This is a genomic window from Pseudacidovorax intermedius (genome assembly GCF_003350475.1).
GTDB lineage: Bacteria > Pseudomonadota > Gammaproteobacteria > Burkholderiales > Burkholderiaceae_C > Xenophilus > Xenophilus intermedius.
In genome coordinates, this window is record NZ_QQAV01000015.1 from 106,253 (window position 1) to 128,332 (window position 22,080).

The window sequence follows — 22,080 nt, forward strand, 5'->3', positions numbered from 1 at the left end:
GGACGGTAAAATTGCCTACCCGTAACGACAGACAAGAAACGCGAGCATCAGGTCATGGCCGGACACAGCAAGTGGGCAAACATTCAACACAGAAAAGGCCGGCAGGACGAGAAGCGCGGCAAGATCTGGACGCGCGTCATCCGCGAGATCATGGTGGCCGCGCGCACGGGCGGCGGTGACCTCACGGCCAACCCCCGCCTGCGCTTGGCGGTCGACAAGGCCAAGGCCGCCAACATGCCGGCCGACACCATCAAGCGCAACATCGACAAGGCCACCGGCAACCTCGAAGGCGTGCAGTACGAGGAAATCCGCTACGAGGGCTACGGCATCGGCGGGGCCGCTATCATCGTCGACACCATGACCGACAACCGCGTGCGCACCGTCGCCGAGGTCCGGCATGTGTTCTCCAAGTACGGCGGCAACATGGGCACCGAGGGCTCGGTGGCCTTCCAGTTCAAGCATTGCGGCCAGATCCTGTTTGCGCCGGGCACGGACGAGGACAAGATCATGGAAGTGGCGCTGGAAGCCGGCGCCGAGGATGTGGTGACGGACGACGACGGCGCCATCGAGGTGATCACCGCGCCCGGCGATTTCGAAGCCGTCAAGAACGCGCTGGAGGCCGCCGGCCTGAAGGCCGAACTGGCCGAGGTCACGATGCGTGCCGAGAACACCATCGAACTCGGTGGGGAGGACGGCGCCCGCATGCAGAAGCTGCTGGACATGATCGAGGACCTGGACGACGTCCAGGAGGTCTACCACAACGCGTCCATCGCGGAGGCCTCCTGATGAAGGTCCTGGTCATCGGCGGGGGCGGCCGCGAACATGCGCTGGCCTGGCGCCTGGCGCATTCCGAGCGCGTCACGCGGGTCTACGTGGCGCCCGGCAACGGCGGAACGGCACTGGACAAGCGGTTCGTGCAGGTCCCCCACACCGATCCTGCAGCGCTGCGCGAATGGGCGCAGCAGGAAAAGATCGCGCTGACCGTGGTCGGCCCGGAAGGCCCGTTGGCGGCCGGCGTAGTCGACGAATTCCGCGACCATGGCCTGCGCATCTTCGGCCCCACCAAGGCGGCCGCGCAGCTCGAAAGCTCCAAGGCCTTCTCCAAAGCCTTCATGAAGCGGCACAAGATTCCCACCGCGGAATACGAGACCTTCACCGACGCCACGGCCGCTCATGCGTATGTGGACGCCAAGGGCGCGCCCATCGTCATCAAGGCCGATGGTCTGGCGGCGGGCAAGGGCGTGGTCGTGGCGACGTCGCTGGCCGAGGCGCACGAGGCCATCGACTTCATGCTGCTCGACAATAAGCTGGGCATCAGCCATAACGAGGGCGGTGCGCGCGTGGTGATCGAGGAGTTCCTGGCGGGCGAGGAAGCAAGCTTCATCGTGCTGTGCGATGGCAAGAACGTCGCGGCCCTCGCCACCAGCCAGGACCACAAGCGCCTGCTCGACAGCGACCAGGGCCCGAACACCGGCGGCATGGGCGCCTATTCGCCGGCGCCCGTGGTGACGGCCGAGGTGCATGCCCGCGTGATGCGCGAGATCATCCTGCCGACGATCCGCGGCATGGAGCGCGACGGCATTCCCTACACCGGCTTCCTCTACGCCGGACTGATGATCGACGCGGCCGGCCATCCCAAGACGCTCGAATTCAACTGCCGCATGGGGGACCCCGAGACGCAGCCGATCATGATGCGCCTCAAGTCCGACCTGTTCGACCTGCTCTGGCATGCCACCGACGGCACGCTGGACCAGGTGGAATTGGAATGGGACCGTCGCGCCGCGCTCGGCGTGGTCCTGGCTGCGCACGGCTATCCGCTGGATCCGCGCAAGGGCGACGCCATCAGCGGCGTGCCGGCGGAGGTCGCCGATGCGGTGGTCTTCCATGCTGGCACCACGCTGCAGGAGGGCAAATTGCTCACCAGCGGCGGCCGCGTGATGTGCGTGACGGTGCTGGCCGACAACGTCAAGCTGGCCCAGCAGCGCGCCTACGAAGTGGCGGCGCAGGTGCGCTTCGACGGGGTCCAGTACCGCAAGGACATCGGTCATCGCGCCATGCCCGCGCGCGGGCAGGGCGCCTGATGCAGGCCCAGCCACAGGCGGTCGGCGACTGGCTGCGCGGTCTGCAGGCTCGCATCGTCGAGAGCATCGAAAGGGCAGACGGCGGGCGTGCCGTGCGCGATGCGTGGCACAAACCGCCCGGTGAGCCGCTGCAGGGCGAGGGGCTGACCTGCATCCTGGAAGGTGGCGACCTGTTCGAGCGCGCCGGCTGCGGCTTCTCGCACGTCCGGGGCCCGCGGCTGCCGCCTTCTGCCACGCAGCATCGGCCCGAATTGTCCGGCGCGCCCTTCGAGGCCATGGGCGTCTCCCTGGTCTTCCACCCGCGCAATCCGTATGTCCCGACGGTGCACATGAATGTGCGCATGATCGCGGCGCTTCCGGCCGATGCGGAGCCAGTGTGCTGGTTCGGCGGCGGCATGGACCTCACGCCCTACTATGGCTTCGAAGAGGACGCGGTGCACTTCCACCGCAGCTGCCGAGATGCTCTCGCGCCCTTCGGCGAAGACAAATACCCCCGCTTCAAGTCCTGGTGCGACGAGTACTTCTGCCTGAAGCACCGGGGCGAGCAGCGCGGCATCGGCGGCATCTTCTTCGACGACTTCTCCGAACTGGGCTTCGAGCGCAGCTTCGGCATGCTGCAGTCGGTCGGCGACGCCTTCCTGCCTGCCTACATGCCCATCGTGGAGCGCCGGCGCGACATGCCCTGGAGCGGACGCGAGCGCGATTTCCAGCTCTACCGCCGGGGTCGCTACGTGGAATTCAACCTGGTGTGGGACCGCGGCACGCACTTCGGCCTGCAGTCGGGGGGGCGCACGGAGTCCATCCTGCTGTCGATGCCGCCCCAGGCCAGCTGGGCCTATCGCCGCGAGGAAGCACCCGGCTCGGCCGAGGCGCGGCTCTACACCGACTTCCTGCCCCGCCGCGAATGGCTCTGAAACCCCGCGTGGGCGTGTTCGGCGGTGCCTTCGATCCACCGCACAACACGCATGTGGCTTTGGCACGCGCGGCCCTCTCGCAGTTGCGTCTGCGCGAGCTGCGCGTGCTGCCCACCGGCCATGCCTGGCACAAGGCGCGCACGCTCAGCGACGCGGCCGATCGGGTGGCCATGGCACGGCTGGCCTTCGAGCCGCTGGGTGCCGTGATGGTCGATGCGCGGGAGACACTTCGCAGCGGTCCGAGCTACACGCTCGATACCCTGCGAGAATTGCGGCTCGAACAGCCCGAAGTCGAGTGGGTGCTGATGCTCGGCACCGACCAGGCGGCGGCACTGCCCACCTGGCATGGCTGGCAGCAGATCCTGCAGATCGCCACGGTGGCGGTGGCCGAACGCATCGACGATGCGGGCCAGCCCATCGTCTTCGACCCGCGCAGCCTTCCCGGGCTGCCGGCCGAAGCCCGTTTCGAATCCCTTCGCATTGCGCCGGAGGACACCAGTGCCACCCTGATCCGCCAGCGCGCCGCGCAGGGGCTGGACGTGGCGGCGCTGGTTCCTCCTGCCGTTGCACGCTATATTGAACAACACCACCTCTACAGCCCGCCTGATGAGCACTGACGCCTCCGCCAAGAAAGACATCCAGAAACTCCAGCGGGCCATCGTCGATGGCCTGGAGGACGTCAAGGCCCAGGACATCCAGGTCTTCAACACGGAGCACCTGTCCCCCCTGTTCGAGCGGGTGATCGTCGCCTCCGGCTCTTCCAACCGCCAGACCAAGGCCCTCGCCGCCAGCGTGCGTGAGGCCGTCAAGGAGGCCGGCTTCAACAAGCCGCGCATCGAAGGCGAGGACAACGGCGAATGGATCATCGTGGACTGCGGCCCCGCCGTGGCCCACATCATGCAGCCCAACATCCGCGCCTACTACCACCTCGAAGAGATCTGGGGCGACAAGCCTGTGCGCGTGAAGTTCGGTGCGCCCAAGCCGTCGGCCCGCGTCTCTTCCGACGAACCGGCGGTACCGGCGAAGAAGGCTGCGCGCAAGCGCCCCGGCGCGCGTGCCGAATCGGCCGCGGCTCCGGCGCCGGCCCGCAAGCCTGCAGCCAAGAAAGCAGCCGCCAAGCCCGCTGCGTCCAAGGCGCCCGCACGCAAGGCTACCGGCAACGCCGCGGCAAAGCCCGCCCGCAAGCCCGCTGCGAAAAAGGCTGCGCCGAAGAAGGTCGTGGTCGGCACGCCGGCCCGCAAGGTGGCTGCCAAGAAGGCACCGGCCCGCAAGAAGGCATGAAGTTGCTGGTGGTCGCCGTCGGGCAGCGCATGCCCGACTGGGCGCAGACCGCCTGGGACGACTATGCCAAGCGCTTCCCGCCGGAGCTCAAGCTCGAGCTCAAGGCCGTCAAGACCGAGCCCCGCGGCTCCAAGTCGCTCGAGACGCTGTATGCGGCCGAGCGTGAGCGCATCGAGGCGGCGATTCCACGCGGCACGCGCATCGTCGCGCTCGACGAGCGCGGCACTGCGCTCACCACCAAGGCCCTGGCTGCTCGCCTGTCCTTCTGGCAAGGGGAGGGCGATGACGTGGCGCTGGTCATCGGGGGGCCGGACGGGCTGGAACCCGCTTTCAGGGCAGCCGCGCACGAGCGTATCCGCCTCTCCGACCTGACGCTGCCGCACGCCATGGCGCGCGTGCTGCTGGTCGAACAGCTCTACAGGGCGTGGTCGGTCAACGCCGGCCATCCTTACCACCGTGAATAAACCTCGCCCGGACTTCGTCTATCTGGCCTCGCAGAGCCCGCGCCGGGCCCAGTTGCTCGACCTGCTCCAGGTCCGTCACCAGCCGCTGCTGGCCGACGCCGACGAGGATGCCGAGGCGCTGGAGGTGCCGCTGCCGCGCGAGGCCGCCACCGCCTATGTGCAGCGTGTGACCGGGCTCAAGCTCGACGCGGCCGTCGCCCGCCTGCGTCGGCGCGGATTGCCCGCGGCGCCGGTGCTGTGCGCGGACACCACCGTGGCGCTGGGCGGCCGCATCCTCGGCAAGCCGGCCGACGCGGCCGATGCGCATGCCATGCTGGCTGCGCTGTCAGGGCGCACGCACCGCGTGATGACGGCCGTGGCCGTGCAGGCGGGCCGACGCCGATTGCAGGCGCTCAGCGTCTCGCGGGTGCACTTTGCCGAACTCACCCGCAGGCAGATCGAGACCTACGTGGCCACGGGCGAGCCCATGGGCAAGGCCGGCGCCTATGCCATCCAGGGACTGGGCAGCGCCCTGGTCGCGCACATCGCGGGCAGCCATTCGGGCATCATGGGCCTGCCGGTGTTCGAGACGGCGCAACTGCTGCGTCAGGCGGGCTGGCACATTCCCTGAACGGCCAAGTCCATGCAAGAAATCCTCATCAACTGGGCACCCCAGGAGACGCGTGTCGCGGTGGTCGAGCACGGCGCCGTGCAGGAACTGCACGTCGAGCGCACGCTGGAGCGCGGCCTCGTCGGCAACGTCTACCTGGGCAAGGTGTCGCGCGTGCTGCCGGGCATGCAGTCGGCCTTCATCGACATCGGGCTGGAGCGCACGGCCTTCCTGCACGTCGCCGACCTGGTGGCGCCGTTCATGCCGGGCTCGCGCGCCGCGCCGATGGCCGAGGCGCGCACGGCCGCGGGCGGGGAGGGCGGCCGCTCGCAACAGCCGGTGGTGCCCATCGAGCGGCAGGTGTTCGAGGGCCAGTCGCTGCTGGTGCAGGTCATCAAGGACCCGATCGGCACCAAAGGGGCGCGGCTGTCCACGCAGATCAGCATCGCCGGGCGCATGCTCGTCTTCCTGCCGCAGGACAACCACATCGGCGTCTCGCAGAAGATCCCGCCCGAGCAGCGAGACACGCTACGCCGCCGCGTACAGACACTGGCTGAGGCGGCCATCCAGGTGCCGGCAGGGCAGGGCGCCCCGTCGCGCGATCACGGAGGCTACATCCTGCGCACCAATGGCGAGGACGCCAGCGACGCCGAACTGGCTGACGATATCGCCTACCTGCGCAAGACCTGGACCCGCATCCACGAGCGTGCGGGCAAGATGCCGCCGGTGTCGCTGCTGCACCAGGACCTGAGCCTGCTGCAGCGCGTGCTGCGCGACCTGGTGGACGACCACACGACCACCATCCGCATCGATTCGCGCGAGCAGTTCGACAAGCTGCTGCGCTTCGGCCGCGAGTTCATGCCCAAGGCGGCCGAGAAGCTGGCCCTGTACACGGGCGAGCGCCCGATCTTCGACCTGTTCAACATCGACGAGGACATCGTGCGCGCGCTTGGCCGGCGCGTGGACCTCAAGTCCGGCGGCTACCTGGTGATCGACCAGACCGAGGCGCTGACGACCATCGATGTCAACACCGGCGCCTTCGTCGGGGCGCGCAACTTCGACGACACGGTCTTCAAGACCAACCTGGAAGCGGCCCTGGCCATCGCAAGGCAGCTGCGCTTGCGCAACATGGGCGGCATCGTGATCGTCGACTTCATCGACATGAGCCGGACCGACCACCGGGAACAGGTGCTGGCCGAACTGCGCAAGCAGCTGGGCCGCGACCGGGTCAAGACGACGGCCAGCGGCTTTTCGCAGCTCGGCTTGGTGGAGATGACGCGCAAGCGCACGCGCGAATCGCTGGCGCACATGCTGTGCGAGCCCTGCGTGGCCTGCGGCGGCCAGGGCATCGTCAAGACCGCGCGCACGGTGGCGTACGAGGTGCTGCGCGAGATCCTGCGCGAGGCCCGTCAGTTCACGCCGCGCGAGTTCCGCATCGTGTCGTCGCCGGCGGTGATCGAGCTTTTCCTCGACGAGGAGAGCCAGCATCTGGCGGGGCTGTCGGACTTCATCGGCAAGCCGATCTCGCTGCAGGCCGAGTCGGCCATGGGGCAGGGGCAGTACGACATCGTGCTGCTGTGATGCCGACGGGTGTCCGAGCGTCGAGCGCACGACCCTAGTGGGTCGCGCTGAAGGCCAGGGCCTCCTTCAGGCCCAGCGGCCTGGCCAGGAAGTAGCCCTGCGCGCAGTCCACGTCGAGCCGCTGCAGCATCTCGAGTTCGTCGCCGGACTCCACGCCCTCGGCGATCACCAGGCTGTCGATCTCGTGCGCGAAGCTGGTCAGGCCCTTGGCCAGTGCACGGCGCTTGCCGTCCTCGTGGATGTTGCGGGTCAGGCTCATGTCGAGCTTGATGATGTCCGGTGCCAGGTTGAGGATGTGCCGCATGCTGGCAAAGCCCGCGCCGGCATCGTCGACGGCCACGCCCGCGCCCAGCGCACGCAGCGGCGCCAGCGAGGCGGCGAGCGCCGCGTAGTCCTGCACGATGGCATGCTCGGTGATCTCCAGCGTCACGCGCGAGGGAACGCGCATTGCCGAGAGCACCGGCTCCAACCGGCCCGAAAGAATCAGGCTGGGCGAACAGTTGACGCTGAGCGAGCAGGTCGCGGGAAAGGCGTGGAGGTTCTGCAAGGCCTTCTCGATGGCGCACAGCTCCAGCGGCAGGCCCACGCCGGCCTCGTCGGCCAGGCGGAACCATTCGTCCGGCGGCCGCTGCGGCGCGACGTCGAAGCGCGAGAGGCATTCGAAGCTGCGGACCGCTCGTTGCGAAATGTTGTAGACCGGCTGAAAGACGATGCGCGGTGCGCCTTTGGCCATGGCGTCGCGCACCTCGCGGGCGGCGCTCTCCCGGGCCCGCTGGCTGGCGGAGCGCTCGTCCATGCGCAGACCGACTACTTCGGCAAAGGCATGCAAGAGGCGCATCTCGCGTTCCCCGAGCGCGGGATTCGGCAGGTAGCTGAAGCAGCACAGGGTGCCGTAGATGCTGCCGTCCTTCAGCCGCACCGGGACGCTCAGGTGGGAGCCGATGGGTATCGACGTGGTCTGCGGGATTTCCAGCGCCGCCTCCAACTTGGAGGTGTCGGGGATGCACTCCGGCAGTTCGCCGCGCACGACCTTGAGGCAGTAGCCTTCGCTCATGGCCAGGTGCTGCAAGGGGCGCAGCGGCCCGCCAGGCGCGCAGTCCACGTATTCGAAGACACGCTCCTCGGTCTCGAAGTGCGAGATGAACGCGACGTCCATGCCCAGGTGCCGACGCACGGCCGTCAGCACGCCCTGGATCCCCTCTGCACCTTCTTCCTGTCCGCTTGCCCCGCCGGGCGCTGTCGAGTCGCCTGCAGGTGCTGCTGGTGGGAGCTGCATTGCCACTCCTTCGTGTCTCTTCGTCCGCATGTGCCGACCGGCACGTTGCTGATGTCTCAGATTAACGTTCTGTTAAGTTTCTGACACTTCGGAGATCACCTGAGGGTGTGCGCTAAACCTTTCGGTGGAGTTGTAGGACGAGTCCGCGGAGGGCGCGGCGCGGGCGCAACGGCAGGGCGGCTGGACGCAGCCGGCGCGACCTGGAGGCCCTCGGCGCATCGGGCGTGATCGGGGGAGACGTGCCCCTCATGCGTCCGCGGGGGCCGCGCGCGGCGCCTGCAGGCGGGCGTAGAGGCCATCCCGGGCCATCAGCTCGGCATGGCTGCCTTGCTCGACGATGCAGCCCCGGTCCATCACCACGATGCGGTCGGCGTGCTGAATGGTCGACAGCCGGTGCGCGACGATCAGGGTCGTGCGTCCTTGCATCAGGCGTTGCAGGGCATCTTGCACCAGGCGCTCCGATTCCGTGTCCAGCGCGGACGTGGCTTCATCCAACAGCAGTACCGGTGCGTCGCGATAGAGCGCGCGCGCAATGGCCAGGCGCTGGCGCTGGCCGCCGGAGAGCTCGGTCGCGTTGTGGCCCAGCACGGTGTCGATGCCCTGGGGCAGGCGCTCCACATGGGGCGCGAGGTTGGCGGCCTCCACGCACCGCAGCACGCGCGCCCGGTCGATCTGCGCGGCGCCCAGCGCGACGTTGGCCGCGAGCGTGTCGTTGAGCATCACCACGTCCTGGCTCACCAGCGCGAACTGCCGGCGCAGGCTTTCCAGCGTCCAGCCGGCCACGTCGTGGCCGTCCAGCATCACCTGTCCGGCAGTAGGCCGCACGAAGCGCGGCAGCAGGTTGACCAGCGTCGTCTTGCCGGAGCCGGAAGGGCCCACCAGCGCCACGATCTCGCCGGGGGCGATGCGCAGATCGATGTCTTCCAGCGCCATGCCCGCGTCTTCGCGGTAGCGCACCTGCACGCCGCACAGTTCCACGCGGCCCTCGGCGCGGGCCATCTCGAAGCGGCCTTCGGCCTCGACCTGCGTGCCGTCCATCAGGCCCAGCCCGCGTTCTAGCGCCGCGAGCCCGCGGGTGATGGGATTGGCCATGTCCGCCAGGCGCCGGATGGGCGCGATCAGCATCAGCATGGCCGTGATGTACGCCACGAAGCTGCCGACCGTCAGGCCGCGGTCGCCGCTTTGCCAGAGGGCGATCATCACCACGACCGACAGGGCCACCGCCGCGAAGAGCTGCGTCAGCGGCGTCATCGCCGCCGAGGCGATGGTGGACTTGACCGCCAGCCGGTTCAGGCTGTGGCTGAGCCGGTCGAAGCGCGCCGACTGGCCGGCCTGCGCACCATGCAGCCGGACCATGCGGTGGGCGAGCACATTCTCTTCCACCACATAGGCCAGCTCGTCGGTGGCCTGCTGGCCCATCAGCGTCAGGCTGTACAGGCGGCGCGACAGCGCCTTCATGATCCAGGAGACCCCGGGCACCAGCACGGCGACGACCAGGGTGAGCTTCCAGTTCAGGAAGAGCAGATAGACCAGCAGTGCCACGACCGTGAAGCCATCGCGCGAAATGCTGAGCAGCGCCTGCACGAGCAGCATGGAGCCGGTCTGGACCTCGTAGACGATGGTGTTGGACAGCGTGCTCGCCGACTGGCGCGAGAACAGCCCCAGGTCGGCCGCCAGCATGCGCTCGAACAGCACGCTGCGCATGCGCTGCATGCCCTCGTTGGCGATGCGCGCCAGCGCGTACTGCGACACGAACTGCGCCACGCCACGCACCGCGAAGAGCAGGATGATGGCTGTGGGCACCATCCACAGCGCGAGTTGGCCGCGCGCAAAGCCCCGGTCCAACAGGGGCTTGAGCAGGGCAGGCATCAGGGGTTCGGTGACGGCGGCCACGACGGACATCACCAGGGCCAGAACCCACCAGCGACGCGAACCGCCGAACCACGTCATGAGCCGGGCGAGCCGGCGAGTCAAGGGCGCTCGCGCAGGCGCGTCGGCAGGGGAGGTCGACATGGCGGCGGATTCTACGGGTGCCGCCTGGCGCGCCTCTGGCGGCTGTAGGACAGCGGCGAAATCGGAACGCAAGCCCGGGTTTGCGCGTAGAGGCAAGGTGTAACATCGCCGGCTCCGCGCCTGGACGAGCGACCCGGATCTGAAACTTTCCAGGCGTAAATTTCTCCGAGCTGCATGAATACTTCGTCGCCGTCGCAGTCTTCCTCCGTGTTCCCGACCCTGGCCCGCCGTACGCTGATCACCGCGTTTGCCGCGGCCCCGGTCCTTCCCGCCCTGGCCCAGTTCCGCGTCGAAGTCTCCGGTGTGGGACTTACCCAGTTGCCCATCGCACTGGTGCCCTTCCGCGGTGAAGAGGCCTCTCCCCAGAAGATTTCCGCCATCGTCCAGGCCGATCTCGAGCGCAGCGGGCAATTCCGCGGCGTCGATGCATCCGGCCAATCCCTCGACGAGAACAGCCGTCCCGACTTGGCCCTGTGGCGCCAGCGTACGGCCGACTCGCTCGTGGCGGGCAGCGTCACCCGACTGGCCGATGGCCGTTGGGACGTGCGCTTCCGTCTGTGGGATGTGGTGCGCGGCCAGGACCTCGGGGGGCAGAGCTACACCGTGCCCGAGGCCGACCTCCGCCTCGCCTCCCACCGGATCGCCGACTACGTCTACGAGAAGCTGACGGGCGACAAGGGCGTGTTCTCGACCCGCATCGCCTACGTCACGCGGGCCTCGGGCCGCTACACGCTGTGGGTGGCCGACGCCGATGGCGAGAACGCGCAGGCTGCACTCGCCAGCCCCGAGCCGATCATCTCCCCCGTGTGGTCGCCCAGCGGTGGCGAGCTGGCCTACGTGTCCTTCGAGTCGCGCAAGCCCGTGGTCTACGTACACACCGTTGCCACCGGCCAGCGCCGCCTGGTCGCCAACTTCCGTGGCTCCAACAGCGCGCCGGCATGGTCGCCCGACGGCCGCAGCCTGGCCGTGACGCTCAGCCGCGATGGCGGCTCGCAGCTCTACACCATCCCGGCCACCGGGGGCGAGCCCCGCCGGCTCACGCAGAGCAGCAGCATCGACACCGAGCCGACCTACACCGCCGACGGCAGTTCTATCTACTTCGTGAGTGACCGCGGCGGCGCACCGCAGATCTACAAGATGCCCGCCAGCGGCGGCGCACCGGTTCGGGTGACCTTCTCGGGGTCCTACAACATTTCTCCGGCCATCAGCCCCGACGGGCGGTGGTTGGCCTACATCTCGCGCGTCGGCGGAGCCTTCAAGCTCCACGTGATGGAACTCGCCACCGGCAATGCCATGGCCATCACCGACACCGCGGCAGACGAAAGCCCCAGCTTCGCCCCCAACGGCAAGCTGATCGTCTATTCCACCCAGATTCAGGGAAGAGAAGCGCTGATGACCACCACCCTTGACGGAAAGATCAAGGCGCGACTGGCGGGGAAGGCGGGGGACATCCGGGAACCGGATTGGGGCCCCTTCCAGAAGCAATGATTTTTTGTCCGCACTGAGGAGTGTTCGTATGTTGAAGAAATCGATTTTTGCCCTTGCCTTCGTCGCCCTGGTGGCGGGTTGCTCGTCGGGTACCAAGCTGAATGAAACGCCGGTGAGCACCGCCGGCGGAACCGGCGGCGGAACGGGTTCCGGCGCGGCCAGCGGCGTGGCGCCTGTCACCATCGACCCCAACGCGCAAACGCGCCAGGGTCCGGTGGGCGTGGCCCGGGTCATCTACTTCGACTTCGACAGCTACACCATCAAGCCCGAGTTCCAGCAGCTCATCGACGGCCATGCGCGCTTCCTGAAGGCCAATCCTTCGCGCCGCATCTCCATCGAAGGCCACACCGACGATCTGGGCGGCAGCGAGTACAACCTGGCGCTGGGCCAGAAGCGTTCGGAGGCTGTGCGCCGTGCGCTCACGCTGCTGGGCGTGAACGACAGCCAGATCGAAGCCGTCAGCTTCGGCAAGGAAAAGCCTGCGGTCCAAGGCACGAGCGACGACGCCCGCGCCCAGAACCGTCGCGCTGAAATCGTGTACCGCTGATGCAGCGACTGCAGCACCTCGTGCGCCCGGCGGCCCTTGCGGCCGCTTTTCTGTGCGTGTCTGCGGCGTCCCACGCGGCGCTGTTCGAGGATGACGAGGCGCGCCGCGCCATCCTCGACCTGCGCCAGCGTGTCGAAACCGTGCGCCAGCAGTCCGAGAACACCACGCAGCGCCTGGCCGATGAAAACGGCCAGCTGCGTCGCAGCCTTGTCGACCTGCAACAGCAGATCGACAACCTGCGCGGCGACCTGGCGCGCATGACGGGCCAGAACGAGCAGCTCACCCGCACGCTGACCGAGCTGCAACAGCGCCAGACCACCATCGACGACCGCCTGAAGCAGAACGAGCCGCAGCAGGTGTCGGTGGACGGCAAGGAGTTCATGGCCGATCCGCGCGAGAAGGCCGACTTCGAAGCCGCCTTGGGCGTCTTTCGCTCCGGACAGTTCGCCCAGGCGCAGACCGCCTTTGCCGACTTCGTGAAGCGCTATCCGCGCAGCGGCTACAACCCGTCCGCGCTGTTCTGGCTGGGCAACGCGCAGTACGCCACCCGCAACTACACCGAGGCCGTCGCCAACTTCCGCTCCATGCTCTCGCTGGCACCGGACCATGCCAAGGCCCCGGAGGCCGTGCTGTCCATCGCCAATTGCCAGATCGAGCTGAAGGACACGCGCGCTGCTCGTCGCACGCTGGAAGACCTGGTCAAGGCCTATCCGCAGTCGGAAGCAGCCACGGCAGCACGCGAGCGCCTGTCGCGCCTGCGTTGAGCGCGGTCGTGACTCCGCCGCCGTCCCTGACGGAGGACGCCATGCTGCCGGAGCCGGACATTGCCCGGCGCTTTGGCGGCATGGAGCGGCTCTACGGCGTCCAGGGCGCCGCGGCGGTGCGCCAGGCCCATGTGGTGGTGGTTGGCATCGGCGGCGTCGGCTCCTGGGCGGCCGAGGCGCTCGCCCGAAGCGGCGTCGGTGCGCTGACGCTCATCGACATGGACCATGTGGCCGAGTCCAACATCAACCGGCAGATCCATGCGCTCGACGACACCGTGGGTCAAGCCAAGGTTCTGGCCATGCAGGAGCGCATCCGCCACATCCATCCGCAATGCCGTTTGGCGCCCGTGGATGAGTTCGTGACGGCTGACAACTGGGTGCCACTGATCGAGCAGGCCGAGCAGGCGCTGGGCCCCGTCACGGCCGTGCTGGACGCCTGCGACCAGATGTCTGCCAAGACAACCATGGCGGCCTGGGCCCTGGCCCAAGGCCGGCGGGTGTCGTTCATCACCGTCGGCGCGGCGGGCGGCAAGCGGCATGCGCAGCGCGTCGAGGTCGAGGACCTTGCCCTCGCCACCCACGATCCGCTGATGGCGCAGTTGCGGCAGCGCCTGCGCAAGCACCACGGCGCGCGGCGAGATGGCAAATCGATCGGCCTGACCTGTGTCTTCAGCCGCGAGCCGGTGGCGCCGCCGGATGCATCTTGCGCGATTGAGGGCGACGGCTCGCTCAACTGCCACGGCTACGGCTCGATGGTCAGCGTCACCGCCACCTTCGGTCTGTGCGCAGCAGGATGGCTGATCGACAGGATTTCACAGAAATCCACGCTATACTCATAGGCTTTGCTGCACATCGCACAGCAGTGCGGACGTGAAGCGGGACGTTAGCTCAGTTGGTAGAGCAGCGGACTTTTAATCCGTTGGTCGCAGGTTCGAATCCTGCACGTCCTACCAGTTATTTTTTGCTTGTGAGTCAAGGACTTAGAGCGAACACAAGGCCCGCCATGTGCGGGCCTTTTTGTTGTCTAGTTTCCGCGTGTAGGCTCAGGTGTAGGCACCGCCCAAGCTCCGCCGGAGGGTGTCGCGAGTTACGGCTTTGCTGGCTCTGCGGCAGATGCGGCAGGTTGCTGAGGTTGCGCCGAGATGGCCCTTATGTCGAGGGGAAGGGGTCGGCTTCCCTCAAGAACCTCGCGCACCATGCGGCGAATCGCGAGTTGTTCCTGTTCGTTGTCGTCATAGGCGCGTGGCAGGTATGCCCCGCCGCGAAGTTCTGCGCGATCGAATTCGTAATTGGTTGCTGCAGCCAGTGCGACGATCAAGTTGAGAAAAAGCTCCTCGCCACGGGCCCCCCATTGTTCTATCTCTTTTTGAGACAAGGGACGACCGTCGCCGTAGATGTTAAGGTGCGTGTGATATTCTTTCCACGCATTCATTACGGCTTGCTCACTTTTGCTCCTTTTCGGGGGGGCAGAGGGTCGAACAGTGCCGTAAAAGTCTATCGCAATCGAATTTAGCGCTCGTACGTGATCGGGGGATATCCTGGCATTTCTCGTAGCCATCAAGGTACGAAAAATCTCCGCCTTTTTTCCTTCAATATCACGCCTCTTTTCCAAGAATTTCTGCGCCTGCACCGCAGCAATGGGGCCAACAAATGTGGCAAATATAATTGCGATATCATTCCATCCGATTGCCATGGTGCACTCTCCTGCCTGAACAATGTATCTCAGTTGTTAAGGTTAAGGCTAGAGGGATGCCCGATCACGCGGTCTCAGAGAGGCTTCCCTAACTCATCTAACTCCAGCTGAGCGCAGTCGGCTGCGGCGGCAAGTGCCTCGTCCAGCGCTACCCGGGCCTTGCCCGCCAGCGTGTCGGAGATGAATTTCCCGAGCTTTTGAATGTAGGGCTCATCGGCGCGCGGAACGAGCCGGCAAAAGATATCCAATTCCATAAATTGGATCGCGTCCGTGATTTCGCGAGCTTCGGGGCGGTGCTGAAGGCAGTAGGTTTGAAAGTTCACGAGCCGCACTGTGCCCGTCGGGCGATCGCTTGGAAAGCCAATCCCGAGTAGGCTTTGTGCGAAATCATTGCGCAAATGCGCACGGGCGCATTGCGCAATTGATAAATCAACAACGTGCACCGAATGCTCAGGCGAATTTAATCGTTCAGCATTTGCGCAATTCGCTTCCAGAAAATAATCTCCTTGACAGCAGCGTCAAATAGTCGGCCCTGCAAAATTCAAAGGGCCGCACAGCCGGCGCGAAAGGCCCTGGCTTTGCCCACGCCCGAGGCCACTGCAAGCAAGTGAAGGAGCATGACGAGCGCGGCAAACAAGGGCACGACAAGACCCCCGAGGGCCAGGCGCACGATGGCGCGCAGCAGCCATCGGATGTTGTAGCCCGCCGCGCACAGCACCGCGTGCAGCGCATCGCCCGTGGCCCCTTGCAGCCAGCACCGCTCCATCCCGTTGTCCTGCTTCAGATGCCCGATGGCCGGCTCCACCGCCTGGCGTCGAGCGAGCCAGTGCCGCTGCAGCGCCGTCAGGCTTTTGAACTTGCCGCGGTGAATGATCTGAACGCCTGGGTTGTGCGCATCCACACCCCGAAAGCCCAGGTCCACGACCACCTGTTTGAGCCTGGCACCCGTGTCCTCGGTCAGGATGCGCACCTGCTGCAGTTGCTCGGCCAGCAGGTGGCCGTCATACGGGTTGCCGGTGAAGCTGCGTGCGCCCACCATCAGGCCTTGCCGGTGCGTGACGGCCACGCCCACCTTCACGCCGAACTCGTAGGGCTTGCGGGCCTTTCCCTTGCCGATGCACTCCACCTCCGGGGCGTGCAGGGCATAGAGCTTGTCCTTGTCCTTCGGGCGCTGGCGGCGCATGCGCTCGGCGCGCTGCATCAGCGTCTGCAGATTCGACAGGGCCGCTGCGCTGGCTTCATGGCGGGCCTCACCGATCTTGCGCTGCACCTCGCGCAGCACGATGCCCAGGATCGTGCGCTGGCGTTTGAGCACCTTGCGCAGGCGCTTGAACTGCCGGGCGTGGGCGTAGCCGCCAGCACGCCGGCGCAGTGTCTTGGCTTCCTTGACGAAGGTCTGCTTCAAGGCGATGCCCGCACGCTTGGCTGCGGCCACCACTTTGTGGCGCGCGATCTCCAGCAGGCGCGAATCCACCGGGTGGGCGATGGCCTTCTCCTGCACCGTGGTGTCCACGATCACCCGCTCGAACTCGGCGGGCCGGACCGCCTTGGAGGACACGGCCGTGTCGATGGTGGCCTTGAGCAGTTCCTCCACGCCCACCTCGCCGATGGCGGTGCGAAAGCGTCCGATCTGCGTGGCATCGCAGGGCAGGGCAGGCGCGGCTCGTAGTGGGTCATGCCGCTGAAGAACTGCCACACGACGTTCTCGGCCCAGCGCTGGACCAGCTCCTCGTCGCTGAGCTTGAAGGTGTGCTTCAGGTACAGCAGGCTGGCCATGAGGCGGATGGGAAGGCGCGGGCGCCCTGCGGCGGCGACGCCGGCACCGGCGATTTGCAGCGAGGGGCCGAAGAGATCGTCTTGTTCGAGTTGCCGGCCTGGGCGAGCGCGACGTGTGAAGTAAGGCATCAAGGCCGCTTCGATCTGTGCCCAGGGCAGGCGGCTGGCCAGCACCGCCAGCGGGTGGCGAAGGTCGATCATGTCGGCCAGGCGGGGGCGGAAGAAGTCGGGCGTGTCGCTGCGCTCGGCCATGCAAATCCCTCAGAAATCAGCTGCCTGTACAACGATTCCTGGGGGATTCGGTGCACCGCAAGCCCCAAGGAATCCAGCATCCATGCGGGGTGGCGGGATTTTGCAGGGGCGACCAAATAGACGCTACCCGACGCGCCGAGCCGAGCCGGGAAAGCAACTTGGAGAGGTTCTCCGCATCGTTCGCCGTTGCCGCATTGACGGCGCCCGTGGTGCCATCGGGCAGTGTGATGCTGACCATGTACGTGGTGCTGCCGCCGCTGGCGGCTGGTGCGGCGGGCGTGGTGCTGTTGCCCGGGTCGAACATGTAGGCCCGCACTTCTGCCTCGATGAGGCCCAGCAGCTCGCGCCGCGCGTAGCGCACAGTCGGACTCCCGGCGCGGCGCCAGTCCACGCTGTCGCGCAGGCCGTACTGGTGGACGCGGGCGATGCGCGCGGCCCGCGGGTCGATGGCGACCGTGGCGCGGTCGGCGGTGGCGGATTTCTTGAGGTAGCGGGGGGCGCAGCCGCTCGAACATGCCGCGGCGAATGGTCCCCTTTGCGCCGGCGGATGGTGCGGACCTTGTGCGCTTCGTAGGCGCTGCCGTCCGGGTTGGGCTGGGCGGCGATGCGTGCGGCCTGGCTCTGGCGCAGCGTCATGCTGAGCTGGGCCAGAAGCCGACGGAGGGCCACTGGGTGATTTCGTCGAACACGGTGAGGGAGCACCCGTCCCCCGCGCGACGACGCAGTCAGCGCTCCTATCGCCCCGACGCCAACTCGATCATCTCCGTCGTCATCTGCTCCTGCCGCGCTTGCCGGTAGGCGGCCTCGACCTCGTTCCTGCGGCGCTGCAGGTTGCTGCGGGCCTGGGCCATGGCCTGCATGCGGGCGGCGGCCTCGGCCTCCAGGCCGCGCATCAGGGCACGCGCCACGGCGGCGAAGAGCGCTTCCTGCAGCAGCGAGGTCATCAGCACGGCCGGGGCCAGGGTCATCAGAGGTGGTTCCATGCCTTGCGCCGGGGCCACGGGTTCGGGCGGGAAGAGTCGCACCACCGTCGGCGCGTGGCCGGCTCCGGGCAGGCCGGCGATGGCATGGATGGGCCCTGGGTGCTCGACGGCCTGCGCCAGCAGGGCAGCGGTCACCTCGCTGGCCAGGGCGGGAATTGCCGCCGGATGTCCGGGCAGGTCCGCAGACCACAGCGGCCGTCGTCCACGGTCGAGGAGTGCCTGCACGGTCCGGCGGCCCACCACCAGCAGACCCGTGTCCGGTGCCAGCCCCTGCAGCGTTGCCGCGGCCACCCGCTGCGGATAGGCGCCCGCAAAGCCCTGCGACGCGCCGATCACCAGCAGCAGGCCCGGCCCAGCCGGCGCCGTGGCCGTGGCCGTCACCTGCGACGCCGCCAGGCGCGCCAGGGCGCGGCGCGTCGTGAGCGCATGGGCCTCGATGGCGGGCAGCGCACTGCGAGCGGCGGCCGACTGTCCCGAGGCGATGGCGCGCAGGGCGCCCACCACTTCGTCGATCTGGTCCAGGCCGGCTAGGCGCCGTCGCAGGTCCTCGGGACGCGCGGTCATTGCAGGGCCTGTTGCACCAGTTCGACGAGCAGCGCGCGCGTGGCGGCATCGAGCGCGTCGGGTTGCGCGCGCAGGGCCTGCAGCCGGGGTTCCGCCTCCACGCGGGCGGGGAGGGCGGCCTTGAGCGCGGGCAGCCGCGCCGGCTCCACCGCGTCAAGCACGCCGGCGTCCAGGGCCGCCAGCAGGGCGATCTGCACCACCACCGGCAAGGGCGCGAAGCGGTCCTGCGCCAGGAGTGCCGCAATGCGTTCGCCGCGCACCATGCGGCCCTTCATGGCCTCGTCGCCGAAGCCGCCGAAGCGCGCGAACATCTTCATCTCCAGGTACTGGGCGTAGTCCAGGCGCAGCCGCCCTGCCACGGCCTTGAGGGCGCCCCATTGCGCCTTGCCGCCGACGCGGCTGACCGACAGGCCGATGTCCACGGCCGGCCGCTGGTTGGCGGCGAAGAGCACTTCCGAGGTCACGATCTGCCCATCGGCGATGGAGATCAGGTTGGTGGGGATGTAGGCGGAGAGGTTGCCCGACTCGATTTCTGCGATCGGCAACGCCGTGAGCGAGCCGCCGCCGCGCGCGGCCGAGAGCTTGGCCGCGCGTTCCAGCAGGCGCGCATGCAGGTAGAAGATGTCGCCCGGGTAGGCCTCGCGGCCCGGCGGCTGGTGCGAGAGCAGGGCCAGCTCGCGGTGGGTGGCGGCATGGCGCGTGAGGTCGTCGTAGACGATGAGCACATGCTGGCCGCGGTCGCGGAACCACTCGGCCATGGACGTCGCGGCGAAGGGCGCCAGCCACTGCAGCCCGGGCTGGGCCGTCGCTTCGGCGACGACGAAGAGCGTGCGCGCCAGCGCGCCGCGCGCCCGCACCGCCTCGATCACGCGCCGCACCGAGGACATACGCTGGCCGATGGCCACGTAGACCGAGATGACGTCGCCGCCCGCCTGCGCGATCAGGGCGTCGACGGCGATGGAGGTCTTGCCCGTCTGCCGCTCGCCGATGATCAGCTCGCGCTGGCCCCGGCCGATGGCGAAGAGCGCATCGACCACCAGCAGGCCGGTGGCGACGGGCTCGCTGACGAAGTCGCGGTCGATGATGGCCGGCGCCGGCCGCTCGGCGGGCAGGTGCTCGTCGCACGGCGGGGCTGGAAGGCCATCGAGCGGGCGCCCCAGCGGGTCGAGCACCCGGCCCAGCAGCGCGGGGCCGACCGGCACCGACGCGAGTTCGCCGCTGCGGGTCACGCGCGCCCCGGCGGCGATGCCGTCCATCGGATCGATGAAGGCGACATGGAGCCGGTCTTCTTCGAGCGTGAGCACGAAGCCGCGGGCGCCGTTGTCGAACAGCACCACCTCGTTGAGCTGCGCGCCGGGCAGGCCGGTCACCGTGGCCAGGCCATCGGCGATGGCGCTGACGGTGCCGTGCTCCTCCACGCCGGGGCCGAGCACGGCGGCGTCGATGCGCGACTGCAGTGCGGCCAGTTGCGGGTCAATCGGTGACGGTGTCATCGCGCATCGCCTCGGCGATCCGTTCCAGGTCATGGGCCAGCGAGTTGCGCACGGCGCCGGTGTCCGAACACAGCTCCAGGCCCGCGATGAGCGCCGGGTCCATCGTCGGGGCTGGCAGTGCCTCGCCGAGCCAGGGGGCGAGCGCCTGGCGGGCGGCCTGCCATTCGATGTCGGTCAGTGGCCGCGGCGCCACCAGCTGCAGGTGCCCGCCGGCCAGCAGGGCCTGCCGCTCAGCGTCGGGCATGGACCGGAGCGCATCGGCCAGCCGCCGCGCGTAGCCCTCGGCCGCCACCGGCTGCGCGCCCAGCGCCCGCGTGGCGATGCCTGCGGCCAGCGTGCGGGCATGTTCCCAATTGCGCCGCTCGCGGGCAGCGGCGTCCCGTTCGGCGGCTGCGCGGCCTTCGGCCACGATGCGGGCCGCCTCGGCACGGGCCTGCGTCAGCAGTTCCGTGCGCCGCGCCTGGGCCTCGGCCTGCGCCGTGGCCAGCAGCTGCTGCCGCGCGTCGAGCGTGGCCTGCGTTTCGGCCCGGGCCTGCAGTGCCGCGGTTTCGGCCTGCACCTTTGCCTCGCCGGCGGCCTGCACGGCGGCAGCGGTCTGCGCCTGCCGCCGCGCGATCACATCGGCCAGCGGCCGGAACAGGAAGCGCTGAAGGATCGCCAGCAGCACCACCACGTTCACCAGCTGGAACGCGAAGGTGGTCCAGTGGAAGCTCATCGCACGAAGGGGTTGGCGAACAGCAGCAGCAGCGCCACGACCAGGCAGTAGATGGCCATGGTCTCGATCATGGCCAGGCCCACGAACAGCGTGCGCGAGATGGCGCCGGCCGACTCGGGCTGGCGGGCGATGGCGTCGAGCGCAGCGGCCACGGCGCGGCCTTCGGCCAGGGCGGGGCCGATGGCCCCCAGGCCGACGGCGAAGGCGGCGGCGACGATGCTGACGATCTGGACGAGGTTATCCATGGGGAGGCTCCGGGGTGTCCGTGGAAGAAGGGTCGCCCGCGCCGGCTTCGTTGACGGCCGAGCCGATGAAGACCAGCGCCAGCGTGGCGAAGATGTAGGCCTGCACCGCGCCCGTCAGCAGATCGAGCGCGATCAGGGGGATGGGCACCAGCAGCCCGGCCAGCGCGCTGACGATGCCGACGACGAAGACGCCGCTCATCACATTGCCGAACAGGCGGACCATGAGCGAGAAGTGCCGCGTGACCTGCTCGACGAGGTTCAGCGGCAGCATCACCCACGTGGGATGGGTGAAGGTGGCGAGCCACCCGCGCAGGCCCAGGATGCGGATGCCCCACACCAGGCCGGCCACCAGCACCACGGCCGCCAGGGCGGCGTCGGTTTCCAGGTGGGCGGTGGGCGGCTCCACGCCCGGCAGCAGCGAGGACGCGTTCGCGCAGGCGATGAACAGCAGCAGCGTGCCGATGAGCCCGCGGAAGCGGCCCGGATTGCCGGGGATGGCGGCGGCGATCTCGCCATCGAGCACCTCCACCACCATCTCCAGCGCCGCCTGCACGCGGCCCGGCCGCAGGGACAGGCGCCGGGTGGCGAGGAAGGCCCCCACGCCCAGCACGGCCATGACACCCCAGGTGGTGACCACGGGCCAGGTGATGTCCACCGGCCCGATGCGAAAGGCCACGGCGGCGGTGAGCGGGTTGTCGATGTTCATGCGGTGCGCCTCAGGGCGATCGCGCGCCCGCCCATCACTCCCGCCGTAGCCGCCAGCAGCGCGCCGGTGCTGGTCCGCGCACACAGCAACAGCAGGGCCACCAGGAGTAGCCAGCGGCCCACATGCAGCGCGACGCCGGCAGCCCGGCCGGCGACCAGCAGCCGCGTCACGGACGCCAGGCTGCGGAAGTGCAGCCAGCCCAGGGCCATGCCAGCCGCTGCGGCAAGCAGCCAGCCCAGGCCGGCGGACGGATCGAAGGGGAAGAGGGTCATTGCTCGCGCATCCAACGCAGTGCCAGCCACAGGCCGAGCCCGGCCCCCGCCATCAGCAGCGCGGCGGCCAGCGTGATGCCGGTGCCCAGCCAGCGGTCCAGCCGGTGTCCGAGCCACAGGCCGGCCAGGGTGGGCAGCACGATCAGCCAGCCCAGCACGCCGATCTGCCCAAAGCGCCGCGCCAGCGAGGGTTCGGGATCGCGCTGCGCGGCCTGTTCGCGGGCCTGGGCACGTTGGGCTGCGGCCTGCTTGGGGTCCGTGGGTGCTGCTGGCTGTGCCTGAACACCCTCTCCCCTCGTGGGAGAGGGCCGGGGAGAGGGGGCAACGCCCCATGCAGCACGCGATGAAGGGATGTCGCCCAAGCCCGCGCTTCCCGATGGCTC

General features: G+C 68.4%; 23 protein-coding genes, 1 tRNA gene and 3 pseudogenes. 13 read left to right on the forward strand and 14 right to left on the reverse strand.

The window, feature by feature from the left end:
- Positions 1–54: 54 nt before the first annotated feature.
- Genes DFR41_RS25140 through rng form a run of 8 tightly spaced genes read left to right on the forward strand, consistent with a single transcriptional unit; the run spans position 55 to position 6,910 of the window.
- Positions 55–786 (forward strand): YebC/PmpR family DNA-binding transcriptional regulator, encoded by a 732-nt coding sequence (locus DFR41_RS25140; RefSeq protein WP_017757720.1) that lies wholly within the window; start codon positions 55–57, stop codon positions 784–786.
- The gene (gene purD / locus DFR41_RS25145) at positions 786–2,081 is read left to right on the forward strand and encodes a phosphoribosylamine--glycine ligase (RefSeq protein ID WP_114804746.1); all 1,296 of its coding nucleotides are present in this window, start codon (positions 786–788) and stop codon (positions 2,079–2,081) included. The genes DFR41_RS25140 and purD overlap by 1 nt, the downstream gene beginning before the upstream one ends.
- Positions 2,081–2,995 (forward strand): oxygen-dependent coproporphyrinogen oxidase, encoded by a 915-nt coding sequence (gene hemF / locus DFR41_RS25150; RefSeq protein ID WP_017761581.1) that lies wholly within the window; start codon positions 2,081–2,083, stop codon positions 2,993–2,995. Before purD ends, hemF begins: the two co-directional genes overlap by 1 nt.
- Positions 2,986–3,612: a nicotinate (nicotinamide) nucleotide adenylyltransferase gene (gene nadD / locus DFR41_RS25155; RefSeq protein ID WP_114804747.1), complete on the forward strand. Its 627-nt coding sequence runs from the start codon at positions 2,986–2,988 to the stop codon at positions 3,610–3,612. The genes hemF and nadD overlap by 10 nt, the downstream gene beginning before the upstream one ends.
- Positions 3,602–4,276 (forward strand): ribosome silencing factor, encoded by a 675-nt coding sequence (gene rsfS / locus DFR41_RS25160; protein WP_017761579.1) that lies wholly within the window; start codon positions 3,602–3,604, stop codon positions 4,274–4,276. Before nadD ends, rsfS begins: the two co-directional genes overlap by 11 nt.
- Positions 4,273–4,740 carry a 23S rRNA (pseudouridine(1915)-N(3))-methyltransferase RlmH gene (rlmH, locus tag DFR41_RS25165; RefSeq protein ID WP_017761578.1) on the forward strand — a complete coding sequence of 156 codons (468 nt, stop codon included), beginning with the start codon at positions 4,273–4,275 and terminating at the stop codon, positions 4,738–4,740. Before rsfS ends, rlmH begins: the two co-directional genes overlap by 4 nt.
- Positions 4,733–5,350 (forward strand): Maf family protein, encoded by a 618-nt coding sequence (locus DFR41_RS25170; RefSeq protein WP_114804748.1) that lies wholly within the window; start codon positions 4,733–4,735, stop codon positions 5,348–5,350. The genes rlmH and DFR41_RS25170 overlap by 8 nt, the downstream gene beginning before the upstream one ends.
- Positions 5,351–5,362: 12 nt before the next feature.
- Positions 5,363–6,910 (forward strand): ribonuclease G, encoded by a 1,548-nt coding sequence (rng, locus tag DFR41_RS25175; protein WP_017759311.1) that lies wholly within the window; start codon positions 5,363–5,365, stop codon positions 6,908–6,910.
- A gap of 34 nt (positions 6,911–6,944) precedes the next feature.
- Here the strand turns inward: rng and DFR41_RS25180 are convergent, their stop codons facing one another.
- Together DFR41_RS25180 and msbA are read right to left on the reverse strand one after the other, a co-directional pair.
- Positions 6,945–8,096 (reverse strand): sensor domain-containing phosphodiesterase, encoded by a 1,152-nt coding sequence (locus tag DFR41_RS25180; protein ID WP_017759310.1) that lies wholly within the window; start codon positions 8,094–8,096, stop codon positions 6,945–6,947.
- Positions 8,097–8,432: 336 nt separating this feature from the next.
- A complete protein-coding gene (msbA, locus tag DFR41_RS25185) occupies positions 8,433–10,199 on the reverse strand; it encodes a lipid A export permease/ATP-binding protein MsbA (protein WP_244917873.1) in 1,767 nt (588 codons plus the stop codon).
- A gap of 174 nt (positions 10,200–10,373) precedes the next feature.
- On the opposite strand from msbA, the gene tolB reads away from it, so the two are divergent.
- From tolB to DFR41_RS25210, 5 genes are all read left to right on the forward strand, one after another.
- Positions 10,374–11,687, forward strand: a complete 1,314-nt coding sequence (gene tolB, locus DFR41_RS25190; protein ID WP_114804750.1) for a Tol-Pal system beta propeller repeat protein TolB — start codon at positions 10,374–10,376, stop codon at positions 11,685–11,687.
- Positions 11,688–11,715: 28 nt separating this feature from the next.
- The gene (gene pal / locus DFR41_RS25195) at positions 11,716–12,234 is read left to right on the forward strand and encodes a peptidoglycan-associated lipoprotein Pal (protein ID WP_017759307.1); all 519 of its coding nucleotides are present in this window, start codon (positions 11,716–11,718) and stop codon (positions 12,232–12,234) included.
- A complete protein-coding gene (gene ybgF, locus DFR41_RS25200; RefSeq protein WP_114804751.1) occupies positions 12,234–12,998 on the forward strand; it encodes a tol-pal system protein YbgF in 765 nt (254 codons plus the stop codon). Before pal ends, ybgF begins: the two co-directional genes overlap by 1 nt.
- A 41-nt stretch (positions 12,999–13,039) precedes the next feature.
- Complete coding sequence (locus DFR41_RS25205; RefSeq protein ID WP_114804752.1) at positions 13,040–13,837, forward strand: tRNA threonylcarbamoyladenosine dehydratase; 798 nt, start codon at positions 13,040–13,042, stop codon at positions 13,835–13,837.
- 38 nt (positions 13,838–13,875) lie between these two features.
- Positions 13,876–13,951 (forward strand) — tRNA-Lys (locus DFR41_RS25210).
- 134 nt (positions 13,952–14,085) lie between these two features.
- Here the strand turns inward: DFR41_RS25210 and DFR41_RS27560 are convergent.
- From DFR41_RS27560 to DFR41_RS28290, 12 genes and pseudogenes are all read right to left on the reverse strand, one after another.
- Positions 14,086–14,691: a DUF6680 family protein gene (locus DFR41_RS27560; RefSeq protein WP_147284432.1), complete on the reverse strand. Its 606-nt coding sequence runs from the start codon at positions 14,689–14,691 to the stop codon at positions 14,086–14,088.
- Positions 14,692–14,765: 74 nt separating this feature from the next.
- Complete coding sequence (locus DFR41_RS25215; RefSeq protein WP_147284433.1) at positions 14,766–15,134, reverse strand: hypothetical protein; 369 nt, start codon at positions 15,132–15,134, stop codon at positions 14,766–14,768.
- A 98-nt stretch (positions 15,135–15,232) separates the two neighbouring features.
- A pseudogene (locus DFR41_RS25220) lies at positions 15,233–16,719 on the reverse strand (IS5 family transposase).
- Positions 16,720–16,735: 16 nt separating this feature from the next.
- A pseudogene (locus DFR41_RS25225) lies at positions 16,736–17,212 on the reverse strand (phage virion morphogenesis family protein); the annotation flags it as partial.
- 47 nt (positions 17,213–17,259) lie between these two features.
- Positions 17,260–17,421 (reverse strand): annotated as a pseudogene (locus DFR41_RS28285) (phage virion morphogenesis family protein); the annotation flags it as partial.
- 32 nt (positions 17,422–17,453) lie between these two features.
- Entirely contained in the window at positions 17,454–18,266 is an 813-nt protein-coding gene (locus DFR41_RS25230; protein ID WP_114804754.1) for a F0F1 ATP synthase subunit gamma, read from the reverse strand.
- Positions 18,263–19,759: a F0F1 ATP synthase subunit alpha gene (locus DFR41_RS25235; protein WP_114804755.1), complete on the reverse strand. Its 1,497-nt coding sequence runs from the start codon at positions 19,757–19,759 to the stop codon at positions 18,263–18,265. The genes DFR41_RS25230 and DFR41_RS25235 overlap by 4 nt, the downstream gene beginning before the upstream one ends.
- A complete protein-coding gene (locus tag DFR41_RS25240; protein ID WP_114804756.1) occupies positions 19,740–20,474 on the reverse strand; it encodes an ATPase in 735 nt (244 codons plus the stop codon). Before DFR41_RS25240 ends, DFR41_RS25235 begins: the two co-directional genes overlap by 20 nt.
- The gene (locus tag DFR41_RS25245) at positions 20,471–20,719 is read right to left on the reverse strand and encodes a F0F1 ATP synthase subunit C (protein WP_114804757.1); all 249 of its coding nucleotides are present in this window, start codon (positions 20,717–20,719) and stop codon (positions 20,471–20,473) included. Before DFR41_RS25245 ends, DFR41_RS25240 begins: the two co-directional genes overlap by 4 nt.
- Positions 20,712–21,425, reverse strand: a complete 714-nt coding sequence (locus DFR41_RS25250; RefSeq protein ID WP_114804758.1) for a F0F1 ATP synthase subunit A — start codon at positions 21,423–21,425, stop codon at positions 20,712–20,714. Before DFR41_RS25250 ends, DFR41_RS25245 begins: the two co-directional genes overlap by 8 nt.
- Positions 21,422–21,697: an N-ATPase subunit AtpR gene (locus DFR41_RS25255; RefSeq protein ID WP_114804759.1), complete on the reverse strand. Its 276-nt coding sequence runs from the start codon at positions 21,695–21,697 to the stop codon at positions 21,422–21,424. Before DFR41_RS25255 ends, DFR41_RS25250 begins: the two co-directional genes overlap by 4 nt.
- Positions 21,694–22,059, reverse strand: coding sequence for an AtpZ/AtpI family protein (locus DFR41_RS28290; RefSeq protein ID WP_244917874.1), 366 nt, complete (start codon positions 22,057–22,059; stop codon positions 21,694–21,696). The genes DFR41_RS25255 and DFR41_RS28290 overlap by 4 nt, the downstream gene beginning before the upstream one ends.
- Positions 22,060–22,080 lie beyond the last annotated feature (21 nt).

Excerpts from the sequence above, each read along its gene's own strand:
- pal (WP_017759307.1), top strand. The coding sequence starts at position 11,716 with ATGTTGAAGAAATCGATTTTTGCCCTTGCCTTCGTCGCCCTGGTGGCG.
- DFR41_RS25250 (WP_114804758.1), bottom strand. The coding sequence starts at position 21,425 with ATGAACATCGACAACCCGCTCACCGCCGCCGTGGCCTTTCGCATCGGG.
- DFR41_RS27560 (WP_147284432.1), bottom strand. The coding sequence starts at position 14,691 with ATGGCAATCGGATGGAATGATATCGCAATTATATTTGCCACATTTGTT.
- msbA (WP_244917873.1), bottom strand. The coding sequence starts at position 10,199 with ATGTCGACCTCCCCTGCCGACGCGCCTGCGCGAGCGCCCTTGACTCGC.
- DFR41_RS25230 (WP_114804754.1), bottom strand. The coding sequence starts at position 18,266 with ATGACCGCGCGTCCCGAGGACCTGCGACGGCGCCTAGCCGGCCTGGAC.
- rsfS (WP_017761579.1), top strand. The coding sequence starts at position 3,602 with ATGAGCACTGACGCCTCCGCCAAGAAAGACATCCAGAAACTCCAGCGG.
- DFR41_RS25205 (WP_114804752.1), top strand. The coding sequence starts at position 13,040 with ATGCTGCCGGAGCCGGACATTGCCCGGCGCTTTGGCGGCATGGAGCGG.
- hemF (WP_017761581.1), top strand. The coding sequence starts at position 2,081 with ATGCAGGCCCAGCCACAGGCGGTCGGCGACTGGCTGCGCGGTCTGCAG.
- DFR41_RS25240 (WP_114804756.1), bottom strand. The coding sequence starts at position 20,474 with ATGAGCTTCCACTGGACCACCTTCGCGTTCCAGCTGGTGAACGTGGTG.
- DFR41_RS25140 (WP_017757720.1), top strand. The coding sequence starts at position 55 with ATGGCCGGACACAGCAAGTGGGCAAACATTCAACACAGAAAAGGCCGG.
- purD (WP_114804746.1), top strand. The coding sequence starts at position 786 with ATGAAGGTCCTGGTCATCGGCGGGGGCGGCCGCGAACATGCGCTGGCC.
- DFR41_RS25245 (WP_114804757.1), bottom strand. The coding sequence starts at position 20,719 with ATGGATAACCTCGTCCAGATCGTCAGCATCGTCGCCGCCGCCTTCGCC.
- nadD (WP_114804747.1), top strand. The coding sequence starts at position 2,986 with ATGGCTCTGAAACCCCGCGTGGGCGTGTTCGGCGGTGCCTTCGATCCA.
- rng (WP_017759311.1), top strand. The coding sequence starts at position 5,363 with ATGCAAGAAATCCTCATCAACTGGGCACCCCAGGAGACGCGTGTCGCG.
- DFR41_RS25255 (WP_114804759.1), bottom strand. The coding sequence starts at position 21,697 with ATGACCCTCTTCCCCTTCGATCCGTCCGCCGGCCTGGGCTGGCTGCTT.
- rlmH (WP_017761578.1), top strand. The coding sequence starts at position 4,273 with ATGAAGTTGCTGGTGGTCGCCGTCGGGCAGCGCATGCCCGACTGGGCG.
- tolB (WP_114804750.1), top strand. The coding sequence starts at position 10,374 with ATGAATACTTCGTCGCCGTCGCAGTCTTCCTCCGTGTTCCCGACCCTG.
- ybgF (WP_114804751.1), top strand. The coding sequence starts at position 12,234 with ATGCAGCGACTGCAGCACCTCGTGCGCCCGGCGGCCCTTGCGGCCGCT.
- DFR41_RS25235 (WP_114804755.1), bottom strand. The coding sequence starts at position 19,759 with ATGACACCGTCACCGATTGACCCGCAACTGGCCGCACTGCAGTCGCGC.